Source organism: Balneolaceae bacterium (assembly GCA_034521445.1).
Taxonomy (GTDB): Bacteria; Bacteroidota; Rhodothermia; order Balneolales; family Balneolaceae; genus JAXHMM01.
The window spans coordinates 235,998-252,020 of the sequence record JAXHMM010000017.1; the positions used below are offsets into that span (position 1 = coordinate 235,998).

The 16,023-nt window shown below is 63.4% G+C and carries 15 protein-coding genes; 7 read left to right on the plus strand and 8 right to left on the minus strand.

What is annotated here, in order from left to right; translation table 11 throughout:
* Window positions 1-162: 162 nt before the first annotated feature.
* On the minus strand, window positions 163-1,788 hold the full coding sequence (locus U5K31_14940) for an acyl-CoA carboxylase subunit beta (GenBank protein MDZ7774018.1): 1,626 nt from the start codon (window positions 1,786-1,788) through the stop codon (window positions 163-165).
* Window positions 1,789-1,954: 166 nt separating this feature from the next.
* On the opposite strand from U5K31_14940, the gene U5K31_14945 reads away from it, so the two are divergent.
* From U5K31_14945 to queG, 5 genes are all read left to right on the plus strand, one after another.
* Complete coding sequence (locus U5K31_14945) at window positions 1,955-3,352, plus strand: GWxTD domain-containing protein (GenBank protein ID MDZ7774019.1); 1,398 nt, start codon at window positions 1,955-1,957, stop codon at window positions 3,350-3,352.
* A gap of 68 nt (window positions 3,353-3,420) precedes the next feature.
* The gene (gene pdxA, locus U5K31_14950; protein ID MDZ7774020.1) at window positions 3,421-4,428 is read left to right on the plus strand and encodes a 4-hydroxythreonine-4-phosphate dehydrogenase PdxA; all 1,008 of its coding nucleotides are present in this window, start codon (window positions 3,421-3,423) and stop codon (window positions 4,426-4,428) included.
* A gap of 4 nt (window positions 4,429-4,432) precedes the next feature.
* Window positions 4,433-5,221 (plus strand): class I SAM-dependent methyltransferase, encoded by a 789-nt coding sequence (locus tag U5K31_14955; GenBank protein ID MDZ7774021.1) that lies wholly within the window; start codon window positions 4,433-4,435, stop codon window positions 5,219-5,221.
* Window positions 5,200-5,883, plus strand: coding sequence for a cell division ATP-binding protein FtsE (gene ftsE, locus U5K31_14960; protein ID MDZ7774022.1), 684 nt, complete (start codon window positions 5,200-5,202; stop codon window positions 5,881-5,883). Before U5K31_14955 ends, ftsE begins: the two co-directional genes overlap by 22 nt.
* 10 nt (window positions 5,884-5,893) lie before the next feature.
* A complete protein-coding gene (gene queG, locus U5K31_14965) occupies window positions 5,894-6,829 on the plus strand; it encodes a tRNA epoxyqueuosine(34) reductase QueG (protein MDZ7774023.1) in 936 nt (311 codons plus the stop codon).
* A 9-nt stretch (window positions 6,830-6,838) separates the two neighbouring features.
* On the opposite strand, the gene U5K31_14970 is transcribed toward queG, so the two are convergent.
* From U5K31_14970 to U5K31_15000, 7 genes are all read right to left on the minus strand, one after another.
* Complete coding sequence (locus U5K31_14970; GenBank protein MDZ7774024.1) at window positions 6,839-7,477, minus strand: sigma-70 family RNA polymerase sigma factor; 639 nt, start codon at window positions 7,475-7,477, stop codon at window positions 6,839-6,841.
* A 78-nt stretch (window positions 7,478-7,555) separates the two neighbouring features.
* On the minus strand, window positions 7,556-8,482 hold the full coding sequence (locus tag U5K31_14975) for a Ppx/GppA phosphatase family protein (protein MDZ7774025.1): 927 nt from the start codon (window positions 8,480-8,482) through the stop codon (window positions 7,556-7,558).
* A 3-nt stretch (window positions 8,483-8,485) separates the two neighbouring features.
* Complete coding sequence (prmA, locus tag U5K31_14980; GenBank protein ID MDZ7774026.1) at window positions 8,486-9,328, minus strand: 50S ribosomal protein L11 methyltransferase; 843 nt, start codon at window positions 9,326-9,328, stop codon at window positions 8,486-8,488.
* A 21-nt stretch (window positions 9,329-9,349) separates the two neighbouring features.
* Window positions 9,350-10,330, minus strand: coding sequence for a M28 family peptidase (locus U5K31_14985; protein MDZ7774027.1), 981 nt, complete (start codon window positions 10,328-10,330; stop codon window positions 9,350-9,352).
* Window positions 10,323-11,105: an SDR family NAD(P)-dependent oxidoreductase gene (locus tag U5K31_14990; protein ID MDZ7774028.1), complete on the minus strand. Its 783-nt coding sequence runs from the start codon at window positions 11,103-11,105 to the stop codon at window positions 10,323-10,325. Before U5K31_14990 ends, U5K31_14985 begins: the two co-directional genes overlap by 8 nt.
* A gap of 18 nt (window positions 11,106-11,123) precedes the next feature.
* The gene (locus U5K31_14995; protein ID MDZ7774029.1) at window positions 11,124-12,659 is read right to left on the minus strand and encodes an amidase family protein; all 1,536 of its coding nucleotides are present in this window, start codon (window positions 12,657-12,659) and stop codon (window positions 11,124-11,126) included.
* Window positions 12,660-12,687: 28 nt separating this feature from the next.
* The gene (locus U5K31_15000; protein ID MDZ7774030.1) at window positions 12,688-12,909 is read right to left on the minus strand and encodes a twin-arginine translocase TatA/TatE family subunit; all 222 of its coding nucleotides are present in this window, start codon (window positions 12,907-12,909) and stop codon (window positions 12,688-12,690) included.
* 239 nt (window positions 12,910-13,148) lie between these two features.
* On the opposite strand from U5K31_15000, the gene U5K31_15005 reads away from it, so the two are divergent.
* Both U5K31_15005 and U5K31_15010 read left to right on the plus strand, forming a co-directional pair.
* Window positions 13,149-13,403, plus strand: a complete 255-nt coding sequence (locus tag U5K31_15005; protein MDZ7774031.1) for a DUF2795 domain-containing protein — start codon at window positions 13,149-13,151, stop codon at window positions 13,401-13,403.
* A gap of 96 nt (window positions 13,404-13,499) precedes the next feature.
* Window positions 13,500-15,929 (plus strand): BamA/TamA family outer membrane protein, encoded by a 2,430-nt coding sequence (locus tag U5K31_15010; GenBank protein MDZ7774032.1) that lies wholly within the window; start codon window positions 13,500-13,502, stop codon window positions 15,927-15,929.
* The last annotated feature ends 94 nt before the right edge of the window (window positions 15,930-16,023 follow it).

Consider the following 16,023-nt stretch of genomic DNA (forward strand, 5'->3'; position numbering starts at 1 on the left):
GCACCGGTGTGGTTGGTTCAGGTTTAAAAACCAAGTACGTACTTTTCACGGACTAATGAAAAGAGCTAAACAATAAAATATGTAAACGGACCCCATCCATGGCACAGAATCGTTGATTTATCGGCCCCTTGAGAAGCAAGAGCGGGGCCTGGCGCCCACCGCTCATACCTGCATCACGCCGGTCTTGAATTCGGGGATGTCGGGGTTGTGGTTGGCGCAGGCGATAGCCTCGGAGACGCGTTCCCGGGTTTCCACGGGATTAATAATCTCATCCACCCACATGCGGGCGGCGGCGTAGCGCACGTCGGTCTGCTCTTCGTATCGCTCGCGTATCTCCCGCATGATCTGCTGCTCTTCCTCCTCCGTAATCTCTTCGCCTTTTTTCTTGAGGGAGGAGACGCGGATCTGCGTCAATACCTTGGCCGCCTGGGTGCCCCCCATGACGGCGATCTGCGCCGACGGCCAGGCGTAGATAAAACGCGGATCGTAGGCGCGTCCGCACATGGCATAGTTGCCCGCCCCGTAGCTGTTGCCGACAATGACGGTGATTTTGGGCACGGTGCTGTTGGCCACGGCGTTGACCATTTTGGCCCCGTCCTTGATGATGCCGCCGTGCTCGCTGCGCTTGCCGATCATAAAACCGGAGACATCCTGCAGGAAAAGAATGGGGATTTTCTTCTGGTTGCAATTCATGACAAAACGGGCCGCCTTGTCGGCCGAGTCGGAGTAGATCACCCCGCCGATCTGCATCTCGCCCTGCTTGTTGCGTACCACTTTGCGCTGGTTGGCCACCACGCCCACGCTCCAGCCGTCGATGCGGGCGAAGCCGGTCACAAGAGTCTGCCCGTAACCCTTTTTGAATTCGGTAAAGCTGCCGGCGTCGATAATCCCTTTGAGTAAGTCGTGCACATCATACGGTTTGGTACGGTCGTCGGGCAGGATGTCGAGCAGTTCGACGGGGTCGGTCTCGGGCTCACTGGGCTCGGCCCGGTTGAAGCCCGCCGTGTCGAAGGGCCCCAGCTTGCCGACCAGGTCGCGCACGGTGGACAGGCACTCCTCGTCGTCTTCCATCTTGTAGTCGGTCACCCCGCTGATCTCTGTATGGGTGGTGGCCCCGCCGAGGGTTTCGTTGTCCACCTCCTCGCCTATGGCGGCTTTCACCAGGTAGCTGCCTGCCAGAAAGACGCTGCCCGTGCCATCCACGATCAGCGCCTCGTCGCTCATGATGGGCAGGTAGGCCCCGCCCGCCACGCAGCTGCCCATGATGGCGGCGATCTGTGGGATGCCGCGGGCGCTGAGCACGGCGTTGTTGCGGAAAATGCGGCCAAAGTGCTCCTTGTCCGGAAAAATCTCGTCCTGCATGGGCAGGTAAACCCCGGCCGAGTCGACCAGGTAGAGGATGGGCAGGTGGTTTTCAAGGGCGATCTCCTGGGCACGCAGGTTCTTCTTGGCGGTGATGGGGAACCATGCGCCCGCCTTGACTGTGGCGTCGTTGGCCACGACGATGCAGCGACGTCCGCTCACCTTGCCAACGCCCATGATCACCCCGCCGGCCGGGCAACCTCCCTCCTCCTCGTACATTCCGTGGCCGGCCCAAATTCCCAGCTCGTAGAACCTGGCGTCCTCATCCACCAGCCGTTCCACGCGCTCCCTGGCGGTCATCTTGCCTTTGTTATGTTGTTTGGCCACACGTTTATCGCCCCCTCCCCTGCGTATTTCCTGCTGGGTCTCGTTAATCTGCTTTATCATCTCCTGGAGGGAAGGCATCTGGGAGGCGTTGGAGCTCATGGCGGGGTGAATTTTGAAGGGTAATAGTTTTGTTTTAAAAGCGTTTCCAAAATAACGAATTTTGACACAGCTCAAAGAACAGGCGACCGCCTGTGCCGGAAGACCTCCGGCGGACCGGGGCCCGTCCCCGCTCTCGTACAGCCATCACCCTGACAAAATGCTACCCATGCCCAGCTTTCCCGCCCGTCTCATCGCCGCTCCCCGTCGCCTCGCCCTCCTCACGCTCGTCCTGCTGCTGGCCGCCGGATGGCAGCCGGCGGAGGCGCAGCGCCCCATGCAGTACCGGAGCCTGCTCATGCAGAGCCAGATGCAGCCTCTGTACTTCGACTATTTCACGCTGCCTGCCGATTCCGGCGCACCCCTGACGTTTCATGCCATCTTCAAGCTGCCCTACAGCACCCTCCCCTTCCGCAAAGCGGCCGAGGGCGACAGCACCGCATCCTTCTTCAGTACGGCGCAGCTAAGCATCGAAATCTTCCACGGCACCGCAGAGGACCTGCACGAGCCGCGAGAGGTGGAGGTAGACGGGCGTGAGGCTGTCGGCCGGGCCGCATGGACCGATACCGCCCGTGTCACAACCTATGAGCGCACGCAGTCACGCGACCATTTCCTTGAGGGCAGCCTCACCGTAGGTCTCGAGCCCGGCGTCTACGTCTACGTGGTACAGCTGAGCCGGGGGGGTGATACCGAGGGGATCACCTCGCGTGCGCGCGCCGTGCAGGTACGGCCCTACGACGATCAGCGGCACGGCGATATACTCTTCGGAAAGCGTGTAAACGGAGAGTCCCTCAGGCTGTTGAACATAGGTAACAGTGTGCCCTACGCGGAGGATTTTGACGCCCTGGTGCACCTGCCCGGACACGGAGAGGGCGACCGTTACGCCGTGCACGTGCAGAGACTGCGGGTGCAGGACGAAGACACCACCGCTGAGGCCACCGTATGGGAATCCAATCTGGACGCCTCGCAGCTGGCGGACGACCGGAATCCGGTCTTCGATTCCGAAGCGATTTCCGTCCGGCTGGCGCCGGGCGGGGGTACCTACGCCCTGCTGGGCGTGCCCAACAGCCGCTTTCCGAACGACTGGTACCGCATGACGGTAACCCGCGGTGAGGACGGTCCGGTGGTGGCCCGCCGCACCTACCGCTCCCTCTGGCGCAACATGCCCGCAGCCCTCTACAACCTGGAGATAGCGGTGGACATGCTGCGCTTCATCGCCGACGAGAGCACCGTCCGGGATATCCGACGCGGCTCGCAAGCCGAAATTGAACGCAAGTTCCGCAACTTCTGGGAAGAGCGCGATCCCACTCCCGACACCGAATTCAATGAGCTGATGGCCGAATACTACCGGCGTGTGGACCATGCCTTCCGAGAGTTTACCACTGAGGAGACGCCCGGCTATGAGACCGACCAGGGCCGCATCTACATACAGTACGGGGAACCCCGGAAGGTGGAGCGAACCTACCCCGCCGGCGAGCCCACCACGGAGATCTGGATTTACGAGCAGCGCCGCTTTGTCTTCCAGGCTACCAGCGGTTACGGCGATTTTCAGCTGGTGAACGGCTGACCCTGCTTCTTGGCCCGAATATTGCTATTTTTTACGGGCACGAAGCCAGCAACCGGAACCCCGTACCCATGTCCATGCGCCTCGCCATCAGCCTGGGAGATTATAACGGCATAGGACCCGAGGTGGTCCTCAAGGCTCTCTCGGAGCGGAGCGCCGGCGGACCCACCCCGGTGCTGCTGGGCAGCGAGGCCGTGCTGCGCTTTTACGCCTCCCGCATGCAGCGCCCCCCCTCCTGGCGTATGGCTTCCGGACCCGGCGACCTGGCCGAAGGCGAACTGAATCTGCTGCCGGCCTACGGCACGGAGGACGAGCCCAATCCCGGCGTCCTCTCCGAAGCTGCGGGTCTGGCCGCCATGAAGGCCGTCGAGACGGGCGTGGACCTCTGTCTGCAGGGCCATGTGCACGGACTGGTGACGGCCCCCATCTCGAAGGAGGCGGTGAACCGAGCCGGCTACCGCATCCCCGGCCACACCGAATTCCTGGCCGAACGCACCGGAGCGTCGTCGGTGCTGATGGTGATGGTACGCGATAACCTGCGCGTAGCCCTGCTCACCGGACACCTGCCCCTGGCGGAAGTGGCCGGACAGCTGGACGGAGAGGCGCTGGACCGCAGCCTCAAGATGCTGAACCGCTCCCTGCAGGATGATTTCGGGGTGGAGGAGCCCCGCATTGCGGTTCTGGGACTCAACCCGCATGCCGGCGATGGGGGCGTGATCGGCGAGGAGGAGCTGCGCATCATAGGCCCGCGGCTGGACCGGGCGCGGCAGACGGGCCTGCGTGTGAGCGGTCCCCACCCGGCCGACGCTTTCTTCGGCAACCGAAGCTACGAGTCGCACGACGCCGTGCTGGCCATGTACCATGACCAGGGCCTCATCCCTTTCAAGACCCTCTCCTTCGGGCGGGGGGTGAACGTTACCGCGGGCCTGCCCATCGTACGCACCTCGCCCGACCACGGCACGGCCTTCGATATTGCCGGTACGAACAGCGCCCGTCCCACCTCTTTCGCGGCGGCCTGGGAGCTGGCCGGGCGACTGGCCCGCAACCGGTCAGACGGGGAAAAAATGCAGGAGACGTAATCCCGTGAACGACGACACCCGCCCCGAATACAGCAAGCTGGCGGAGGTCTACGACGCCCTTATGGAGGACGTGGACTACGCCTACTGGGCCGATTTCATCGACGCCCTCATGCAACAGCACCATCCGGATCCCCGCCACGTGCTGGAGGTTGCCTGCGGCACGGGCTCCCTGGCTATCTCTCTGGACGAACTGGACTGCTACGAGATCACCGCCACCGACAAATCGCCCGACATGATCCGCCAGGCCCGCCGCAAGGGTCGCGAGGCGGGCTCGGAGGTGGATTTCCGCGTGATGGACTTTCTGGATATCGACCTGGATCAGCGCTACGATGTGGTCTTTTCGGTCTTCGACAGCGTCAACTACCTCCACAGCACCCGTCAGGTGGATGCCATGCTGCAGGAGACACGCAGGGTGCTGCGTCCCGGGGGACTGCTTATCTTCGATTTTACCACGCCCCGCAACTCCATCCAGGCCATCCGGTACCTGAACAACGAGGAGGGCTACGCGGAGGGCGGCTACCGCTATTTCCGTAAAAGCCGATACGACCCTGAGGAAAAAATTCACTATAATGACTTCCGCATAGAAAAGCTCGCCGACGACCGGGAAACGGTGCTCCGCGAGTTCCGCGAGCTGCACCGGCAGCGCATCTACACGCTGACCGAGATGCGGGAGGTCGTCGCGGCCACCGACTACCGCCTGGCCGCCGCCTACAAAGGTTTTGAAATGGAGGAGGCCGACAACAGGAGCCTCCGCATAACCATGGTACTGCGATGTCCGATCGATCGGTCATAGAATTTGAACAGGTATGCGTAAGCTACGACCACCGCATGGTGCTCGACCACGTGGACTTCAGCCTGGGCAACGGCGAATTCGCCTACCTGATCGGCCAGACCGGGGCCGGAAAGAGCTCCTTCCTGAAACTCATATACCGCGACATCCTGCCCGACGCCGGCAGGGTGCGGGTGGCCGACATGGATATATGCAGTATGTCCCACAGCCAGGTGCCCCACCTGCGCCGCCGCCTCGGCATCGTCTTCCAGGATTTCCAGCTTCTTCCCGACCGCACGGTCTACGATAACGTGGCATTCGCCCTGCAGGTGACCGGCGAGAAGAAGAGCCGCATCAAACAGCGGGTGGTCGAGGTGCTGGGTATGGTGGGACTCAGCCACAAGCGCAAGAGTATGCCGGGCGACCTTTCGGGAGGCGAGCAGCAGCGGGTGGTCATTGCCCGCGCCCTGGCCAACGAGCCGCGCATCCTGCTGGCCGACGAGCCCACGGGCAATCTGGATCCGGAGGCCTCCCAAGCCATCATGGAACTCCTGCAGCAGATCAACAACCGGGGCATGGCCGTGCTGATGGTTACCCACGACTACGATACGGTCAAGGAGTATCCCTTCCGCACGGTCAGGCTCCGGAACGGCACGCTCCGAGAAATCAGCGCCGAACAGCTCTGAACCTCACGTCATGGACCTTCGTGAACGTACGCAGCGCGTCCGGGAAGAGGCCCACAGGCTGGGTTTCGACGCCTGCGGCTTCGCCCGGGCCAGGCGCCTGGAGGCCGAGGAGCGGCGACTGGAGGAGTGGCTCGGCCAGGGGCGCCACGGTGAGATGAGCTGGATGGAAAACCACTTCGACAAGCGCGTGGACCCCACCCGTCTGGTGCCCGGTTCCCGCTCGGTGGTCTCGGTCATCGGCAGCTACTGGCACCCCGACCACGAGCGCATGCGCCGTGAGGGCGAGGCCCCCAAAATCGCCAAATACGCCCAGGGGCGCGACTACCACCGGGTCTACAAAAAGAAGCTCAAGAAGCTCTTCGCCTTCACCGAGGAGTTGGTGGGGGAACTTCGGGGGCGGGTTTTCGTCGATTCTGCGCCGGTGCTTGACAAGGCCTGGGCCGCGCGCAGCGGACTGGGCTGGATCGGCAAGAACTCGAACCTGCTCAACCGCGACATCGGCTCCTTCTTCTTCATCGGGGAGATGATCGTGGACGCCGATTTCGTCTACAGCGCGGCGGTGACCGACCACTGCGGCAGCTGCACCCGCTGCATCGACGCCTGTCCCACCGACGCCATCTACGAGCCCTACCGCGTGGACGCCACGCGCTGCATATCCTACCTCACCATCGAGCTCAAGGAGCAGGTGCCCGAAGAACACCGCAAAAGCCTGGGCGACTGGGTCTTCGGCTGCGACATCTGCCAGGACGTCTGTCCCTGGAACAACGACCCGGAGTTCGGCCGCATGGAGGATCTGCACCCGCGCGAGAAGGTCACCCGCCGCGACCTGGAATTCTGGGAACACCTGCAGCTGGAGGAGTACGACGAGATTTTCGAGGGTAGCGCGGTGAGAAGGGCAAAATTCGACAAATTCAAAAACAACCTGGAGCTGGTGCTGGAAGGCTGAGCGAAAAACTCAGAACTTGTCCTTCTTGTCCTTCAGCTCCTTGTAGAGCAGTTCGCGCGCCCGGAAGATGTGCGCCTTCACCGTGCCCAGCGGCAGGTCGAGCACGTCGGCGATCTCCTGGTAGCTTTTCTCCTCCATGTGGCGCATCTCGATCACCTTCCTGTATTTTTCGGGGAGATCCTGGATGGCCTCCTGCACCATGCGCTGGCGCTGTTTGCGCAGGATACGCCGGTCGGCCCCGGCGTCTTCGTCGGGCAACTGCATCTGCATCTCTCCGTCCCGCGTCTTCATGGGCTCGTCGATCGACAGGGTCTGCAGCTTCTTCTTTCGCAGGTAGTCGATGGTGTGGTTGGTGGCGATGCGGTAGAGCCAGGTGGAGAAAGCGTAGCTGTTGCTGTAGGTATTCAGGTTGTTGAAGGCCTTGACGAAGGCCTCCTGGACCAGGTCCTCCACCTGCTCGCGGTCCTTGATCATCTTGAGGACGTGGAAGTAGAGCGCCCGCTCGTACTTGTCCACCAGCTTGCCGTAAGCCTGCTCGTCGCCTCCGATGGCGGCCTCGACCAGCACGTCGTCCTCCCGGCTGCTCGAGGAGGCGTTCTCCCGGGGGGCGTCGTCTTCGCTATGTCCCGATCCGTTATTCTCTGACATCTTCAGGTGGCGCTGGGCTTGCTTCCTTGAAAGCCCTTAACATACAGAATGATTCGCTTTATTCCCATTGCAGGACCCTCAAATACCGGCCATCTCCCGCACCGCACCGTGGCGCAGTCCGCCGCAGGAAACGGTCACCGCGTCGAAGCCCAGCACCTCCATACAGGCCTCCAGAATGAGCAGTCCCGCCGGCAGGATGTCGGCCCGGCCAGCCAGAAATCCCGGCCAGCGCTGTGCGCGCTCATCGGCGCTCATTTCAAGCAGCAGTCGGCTCCAGGCCGCCGTCTCCTCCAGGCTCACGCGCCGCCCGTTCAACCGGTAGGGATCGTAGACTTCCAGTCCCGCATCCAGCATGCCCAGGGAGGTGACGGTGCCTGCCACGCCCACCAGTCTGCCGCCGAAAGGCCCTTCCGGGAGCTCCCTCCGCAGGTAGTCGCGCGCGGCCTCCCGGCAGGCTTCGGCCTGCCCGGGCGAGGGCGGGTCGCCCGACAGGAAGCGCTCGGTGTAGCGCACGCAGCCCATGTCGAGGGACCAGCGATCGCGCAGCCGTCGCGTGCCCCGCGCAATCTCCGTGCTGCCACCCCCGATGTCCACCACCGTCGTGCGAGTTCCCTCCTCCCCGACCAGCACGGCGGTGGCCCCGGCATAGGTGAGAGCCGCCTCCCCGGGGCCCGACAGCAGGCGCACCTCAAAGCCGGTCTCCCGCCGAACGCGCGACAGGAATTCCTCCCGGTTGCCCGCGTCGCGCACGGCCGAGGTAGCCGTCACGGCCACCTCCCGCAGGTCCGGATACTCCTCCTTCAGCAGATACCGGTAGTCGGCCAGCGCCTCCAGGGTGCGCGCCACCGGCTCCCCGCCCAGATTGCCGCTGCGGTCCACCCCGCGACCCAGCCGCGGCATGCGCTGCTCTTCATGCAGGGTCTCCAGCAGGGGGGCGCCGGTGGAGGAGGGACGGGCCACCAGCAGCAGAACGGTATTGCTCCCTATGTCGATGGCGGCGTACACGGATCAGGAGCCCGTACGCCGGGCAGTCAGCGCGATCCAGTCGTTCTCGCGGCTTTCGCCGGTGAGCTGCAGTCCGGCGGGCAGGGCCTCCTCCACCGCCCCGCGGTCGCTGCTCAGCAGCCCCGACAGCAGAAGGCGTCCACCGGGAGCCAGGCGCGCGGCCATGGGCTCCAGCAGCTCCACGATGGTGTTGCGCTCGATGTTGGCCATCGCCAGCTCAAAACGCTCCTCCTCGTCCACCGCCTCGAGGGAACCGAGGCGCACCTCCACGCACGCCTTCACCCCGTTCAGCAGCACGTTCTCCCTCGCATTGGTTACGCTCCAACGGTCGATGTCCACCGACAGCGCCCGGGAGGCCCCCAGCTTGCAGGCGGCGATAGCCAGGATGCCGGTGCCCGTTCCCGCGTCCAGCACCCGGTCGCCCTCGTCCAGCAGACCCGGGAGCGCGCGCAGCATGAGGCGGGTGGTTTCGTGGTAGCCGGTGCCGAAGGACATCTTGGGGTCGATCTCAAGCACCACGGCCTCGCCTGTGGCTGCTTCACGGGACCAGGTGGGACGCACCAGAAAGGGGCCGATGCGCTGGGGACGGATGGTCCGCTCCCACTGCTCGTTCCAGTTCCTGTCGGCGATGACCTTCTCCGATTCGACGCGCCCCTCGCCGGGACAGTCCGCCAGGATACCCTCAATGCGTTCGCGGTCGCCCGCCGACAGGCGCCCCCGTGGCACGTAGGTGATGATACGCTCCTCCTGCTGCTCGAAGCCGTTGAACTCCATCTCCATCAGCTCGGCGATGAGGGATTCCTGGTAGCGGCCGGCGACCGAGATGACCAGTTTGAGGTAGTTCATGGGCAAGGGTGGTGCGGGCGGTCAGCGCACCCGGTTATAGACCAGTTCTGCCACCACGCCGCCCACGGCGTCCATCACCGAGCGGTCGATGATATCCAGGTCGTCCCGCTGGGTGTGCCAGTAGGGCGGGAACTGCACGCCCCCGCCTTCGGCGTTGCGGTAGTGGATGATGTCGATGGTGGGAATTCCCAGCACGCGGTTGATCACCACATGGTCGTCCGAGACCGGCGCCCCCTCGGTCTGCACGAAAAGGTCGCCGTGCCCCTGCTCGCCGGCGATGGACCAGATCTCGTTGACAAGCGCCGGGGCGTACTGCAGGGAGTTGCCCTCGCGCGGAAAGTGGGCGTTCTGCCCGCCCACCATGTCGAGCAGGATGCCGAAGCGCGGGCTGTATTCGGGCACCGGCGGGTTGGCGGACCAGTAGCGGGATCCCAGGAAATAGTTCTCCAGGCTGCCCTCCCGCCCGTAGTCCTCCCCGTCGAAAAGCACGATGTCCACCCCGATGGGCGGCGGATGGTCGCGGAACATGCGCGCCAGCTCCAGCAGCACGGCCGTGCCGCTGCCCCCGTCGTCCGCCCCGGGAATGGGCTGATCGGGATGCAGGGAGTCGCGCTCGGCGCGCGGGCGGGTATCCCAGTGCGCGCAGAGCAGGATGCGGTCGGGACTGGAGGTGTTGAAGGCGGCGATGATGTTCGAAAGCTCCAGGGTGTCGCTGTCAATCACGCGCGTAAAGTCCTGCGCGTAGACCGCATGCTCGCCGGCGTAGGCGCCCAGCTTGTCGATAAGCCAGCTGCGGGTGCGCCGGTGACCCTCGCTGCCGGGGTTGCGGGGACCGAAGGAGAGCTGGGTCTCCACGTGGGCGTAGGCGCTGTCGGCCGAAAAGGCGGGCACCTCCCTGCCCTGCTGCTGAAAATTGAGCCGCGAACGGTCGCTGCCCGTGCAGCCGGCCAGCAGCAGGATTCCCACGACCAGGCTCGCTATGACGGAAGCGCCTCTATGCACGGGCGTCCTCCCCTTCTCGCCACACCATGGAGGAGGAAGACTGGGCCACCGGAAAGACCACCGTGTCCATGATGTTCACATGCGGCGGGCGCCCCGCCACGAATACGACGATCTCGGCGATGTCCTCCGCCACCAGGGGTTGCATATTCTCATAGACCGATTCGGCCCTCTCGCGGTCGCCGCGGTAGCGCACCATGCTGAACTCGGTCTCCACCAGGCCCGGCGACACCATGCTTACGCGTACCGGGGTGCCGTGAAGGTCTTTCTTGGTGGCCTCGGTGATGGCCTTGACGGCGTGCTTCGTGGCGCAGTAGACCGCCCCGCCGGCGTAGCTTTCGTGTCCGGCGATGGAGCCGATGTTGATAATGTGTCCCTCTTCGCGCTCGCGCATGGAGGGACTCACCAGCCGCGTCATGGTCAGCAGGGCCTTCACGTTGGTGTCGATCATGGCATCCCAGTCGTCGAAGTCCGCCTCATACACCGCATCGGTGCCGTAGGCCAGCCCGGCGTTGTTCACCAGGATGTCCACCGGTCCCGGCAGGCCCTCCAGGAAATCGCGGCAGTCGCCGCGGTCGCGCAGGTCGAATGCGCCGGTGTGCACGGGCACATCGCATACCTCCTCGATCTCCTCGCGCAACTCCTGCAGGCGCTCCTCCCGCCGTCCGGTGACAGCCACCTCGCAGCCGGCCTCCGCCAGCAGCCGCGCCGTCGCGCGTCCGATGCCGGCCGTGGCTCCCGTTACCAGTGCGCGTTTACCCTCGATGCGTCGGTTCATGGCCTGTGGATTCTGGATTCAGCCCTGCCGTTCGACCAGCCGGGCGGCGTTGAAAAGCTCGGGTTCACGGAAGGCGCCAGCCATCAGCTGCAGCCCGTAGGGCAGGCCGTCGGAGTGGGTGCCGGCCGGGACGCTCACAGCGCAGATGCCCGCCAGGTTGGCGGAGATGGTATAAATGTCGTTCAGGTACATCTGCAGGGGGTCGTCGGTCTTCTCGCCCAGCGGGAAGGCGGTGGTGGGGGCTGTCGGGGAGGCGATCACATCCACCTCCTCGAAGGCCTTTTCGAAATCCTCCTTGATCAGCCGCCGCACTTTCTGTCCCCTGGCGTAGTAGGCGTCGTAGTATCCGGCGCTCAGCACGTAGGTGCCCAGCAGGATGCGGCGCTTCACCTCTTCCCCGAAACCTTCGGTGCGGCTCTTCTTGTAGAGGCGCACCAGGGAGCTGTCGGCCTCCTCCAGCCGGGCCGCCGCCTTCTCCTTCGCGGCGGCGCCTTCGGCCCGGCGCAGCTCCTCTTCCAGGGCCGCGCGCTCCTCCTTCAGCTCCTCCTGCACCTCTTTGATATCGGCGCGGTGCCCGTAGCGTATACCGTCGTAGCGCGCCAGGTTGCTGGAAGCCTCCGCAGTGGCCAGGATATAGTAGGCGGCCACAGCGTACTTCATGTGGGGGAGGCTGACGGGCACCAGCTCGGCGCCCCCGGCCTCCAGGTCGGCCAGGCGCTGCCGCACGCCCTCCCGAATCTCTTCGTCCAGCCCCTCTCCGAAATACTCCTCGGGCACGCCGATGCGGATGCCGGGATTTGGGCGCTCCAGCGGACCGAGATAGTCGGGCACCGCGCGGCTGGAAGAAGTGTTGTCGTGTTCGTCAAAGCCGGCGATCACCTCCAGCAAGCGCGCGGCGTCCTCCACGCTGCGGGTCAGCGGACCGATGCAGTCGAAGGAGGAGGCGAAGGCCACCAGTCCGTGTCGCGAGATGCGCCCGTAGGTGGGCTTGAGCCCCACCACCCCGCAGAAAGAGGCCGGCTGCCGCACGGAGCCCCCGGTGTCGGAGCCCAGGGCCGCCGTACAGAAATCGGCCGCCACCGCCGCGGCGCTCCCCCCCGAGGAGCCTCCCGGCACGCGTGTGGGGTCATGGGGATTGCAGGCGGGTCCAAAGGCCGAATTCTCGTTGGAGGAGCCCATGGCGAACTCGTCCATGTTGGTCCGACCCAGCAGAATGGCGTCCTCCTCGCGCAACCGCCGCACTGCCGTGGCGTCGTAGACGCTTTCAAAATCTTCCAGGATGCGCGAGCCGCAGGTGGCGGGCTTGCCTTTTTCGCAGATAAGGTCCTTTACGGCGATCACCGCGCCCGCCAGCGCGCCCGCCTCCCCATTTTCAACCTTCCGCTGCACCTCGCGGGCTCTGCGGAGGGCCTCCTCCCCGTCGTAGTGAAGAAGGGCGTTCAGATGGTCGTTGGTGTCCTGTATGGAGGAGAGGTAGCCGTGGACAATTTCCGGGAGCGAAGTCTCCCGGTTGTTCAGGGCCTCCCGGATGTCGGAGATGGTACGATGCTGCAACGCGGGCGGTGCTTGTGGTTTCCGGGTTCTATTCGGTAGGTTCGGTGGTCTTCTTCTTCTTGGATCCGGAGGTATATCCCTCCTTCTCGCCCTCCTCAATCTCCTTCTTGATCTGGTCGGAGGCCTTGCGGAACTCGTTGATGCCCTGGCCTATGCCGCGGGCGAGTTCGGGAATACGCTTGGCCCCGAAGAAGAGCAGAAATACGAGGGCGACGATAAGAAACTCGGGCACGCCAATACCGTTAAACATAAAATAAACCTCGCTTTATTGAGTTTGAGAATGAAGGATGAACAAGATACAAATTATTTGGGCAATCTTTCAGTTGTATGATTGGGACAGAAGAGGGACCTTCCGGTCGGAAGCTCCCCCGGGCGCCCCAGCAGAGGACGATTTCCTGTTTTTGCAAAAAGACTTGAATTTTAGGAAACAATACCTTTTATAACGGGCTAAGAATTTAAAAAAGAACAGCAAAGAACCGCTACGCATTTATGATTTGGACTGTCGAACTGGCTGCCGCACTTGACGACGCGCCGTTCCCGGCCACACGGGAGGAACTGATCGAATGGGCCGAACGCAACGGGCTCAAACAACAGATCATTGACAACCTGTACGAACTGGACGAGATTGAGGAGGGAGAGGACATGGTCTACGAAGGCATCGAGGACATCTGGCCCGACTACATCCGCAAGGAGGATTTTTTTCACAACGAGGAGGACGAAGGCTTCGACTACGACGACGTTTAGGTCCTGCACCTTTCACAGCGTCTCCCTACCTTCCAAGCGGTTGCAACGGGACCCCCTTGCAACCGTTTTGTATGAACGGCACCGAACGCCCCCGATTTGAACAAGGCACTCTCCATCCTGCTCCTTCTTGCGGCCCTGGCGGCGAGTCTGCCTTCCGACGCCCGCGCCCAGGACGGGGAGGCCGTGCAGGCCGACAGCACCCGCGAGGTGGTGCGTATCATCCGCTTTGCCGGCAACAACCATGTGGCCGACCGCACGCTGGAGGACCTGATCCGCACGCATACCAACCGGGAGTTTCTGGGCATCCCCCGCTTCACCCCCTGGTATTTCCTCCACCGGCTGACCGGCCGCTTCGGGGAGCCCCCCGCCCTTCTCGACCGCGCCACCGTGGCCACCGACATGGAGCGCATCGCCCGATACTACCAGACCCTGGGCTTCCTGGACGCTGCGGTGGATACCAACATCGTCGAGTTCAAGTCCAACCGCGTGGAGGTTTCCTTCCTGATTCGGGAAGGCCCCCGCTCCACCATAAGCACCCTCGCCTACACGGGCATGCCCGCCCTTCCAGATGAGGTGGAGGGCAACCTGCAGGCGTTCTACCGCAACTCTCCCCTGACCCGCGAGCAGGTGGACGATACCACCTTCCGGGTCGATCGCCCCTACTCGCAGAACGACCTGCGCAACGAGCAGACGCGCATCATCAATTTCCTGAAAAACAGGGGCTTCGCCTCCATCCGCAACGACTCGGTGAACGTGCTCGTGCGGCGCGATTCGGCGGACGCCTCCACCCTCGACCTGCTCTTTACCGTGCGGCCCGGCAGCCTTTATACGTTCGGCGACCTCCACATCAGCCTGCAGGGACCCGACAGACAGGTCGAATACGACCAGCACGACACCCTCTCCGGTCCCCCGCAAACCACCGGCGGGACACGCATTCTCATGGAGAAGGAGTCCGAAGCCCAGACCCGTTTCAGCCTGCTGACCGACCAGATACTGTTCCAGCCCGGGGAGGTCTTCAACAACGAGCGCTACATACGCTCCATCAACGAATTCCAGAACCTGGGCATGCTCAACATCCGCCAGTTCGGGCTGAGCGAGGACGGCTCGCTGCCCGATTTCAGCCGGCCTGAGATCCCCGTGATGTTCTCCCTGCAGACCCTGCCCAGGCACGCCCTCAACTTCAACCTCTTCGGCATGCGGCGCTACGGTTTCGGCTCGGGGGCCGGGGTGACCTACACCAACAACAACCTCTTCGGAAAGGCCGAAAATCTTCGGCTGAGCATGAACGGAAGCTTTGAGTATGTCCGCAGCGAAACCATTCGTGAGATCGCTGCTGATTCCGCCGGACAGGGCTTTAGCGGCAGCCTCTTCCGCAGCTTTGAGGTGCGCTCCGAGTACACCCTGCCCCGGCTCATCTTTCCCTTCGCCTCCCTCGACGACCGGCTTTTCTTCTCCAACGCGCGCACCCGCTATTCGCTGGCCTTCACGCGCTCCAACCAGCTGCTCTTCGACATCAACTCCGACGTGCGCTTCAACCTGCGCTACGAGATCCAGCACAACCCGCGGCACTCCAGCTTTCTGGACCTGGTGGAACTGGATGTGCTTGACACCGATCCCTCCCCCGAGTTCCGCCAGTCGCTGCAGCAGGAGTACGGGGAGGACTCCTTCGAGTACCAGCGTATTCTGGAGGACTTCCGCCCGCAGGTCTCCTCCATCCTGCGCTACACCTTCCGCAGCCAGCGTACCGACCTAATCAAGCGGAACTACGGCTATTTCAGCGAGTATTCCATCTCCATGGGCGGGAACGTACCCTGGCTGGTGGACCGCCTGATTGTCACACCTGACACCCTGGAGGGCAACCTCCCTTCGCCCATCCGCACCAGCGACAACAGCCTCACCTACAGCCGCTTTCTGAAGGCCACGGCCGATTACCGCCGCTACATTCCCCTTACCAACGACGCGGTCTTCGCCTACCGCGGTTTCATCGGTCTGGCCTATCCCTACGGAAAAAGCACCACCATTCCGCTGAACCAGCGATTCTACGCCGGCGGCAGCAACGACATCCGGGGCTGGGACTTCTACAGCCTGGGACCGGGCTCCATTCCCCTGGACGAGGTGGCCATCAACGGGGGTGACATCAAGCTGCTGGCCCAGACCGAACTGCGGCAGCAGCTCATCCCGAACCTGATCGGGGCCAACTGGATCGGCGCCTGGTTCGCCGACGCCGGCAACATCTGGTACGGTCCCCGCACGGAATTTCCCGGTCCCGGAGCCTCCCGGCCGGCCCCGGACGATTCGGGCGTCTTCAGTGTCGACGGCGGCAGCCGGCCCGCACCCGAGGAGGGCAAATTCCGCTTCGACCGCTTCTACAAGCAGATCGCCGTGGGTTCGGGACTGGGCATTCGCATCGACTGGGACTATGTGGTGGCGCGCTTCGACTTTGCCTTCCGGGTGCACGATCTGCAGGATGGCTGGCTGCAGAACCGCAAGCTCTACTTCAGTTTCGGCATCGGGCACTCTTTTTAAAGTCAGAAAGTCTGACAAGTCAAAAAGTCTTAAAGTCGGAAAGTCTTGAAGTCGGGGAGTCGGGAAGTCGAAAAGTCTGGAAGTCTTGAAGTCG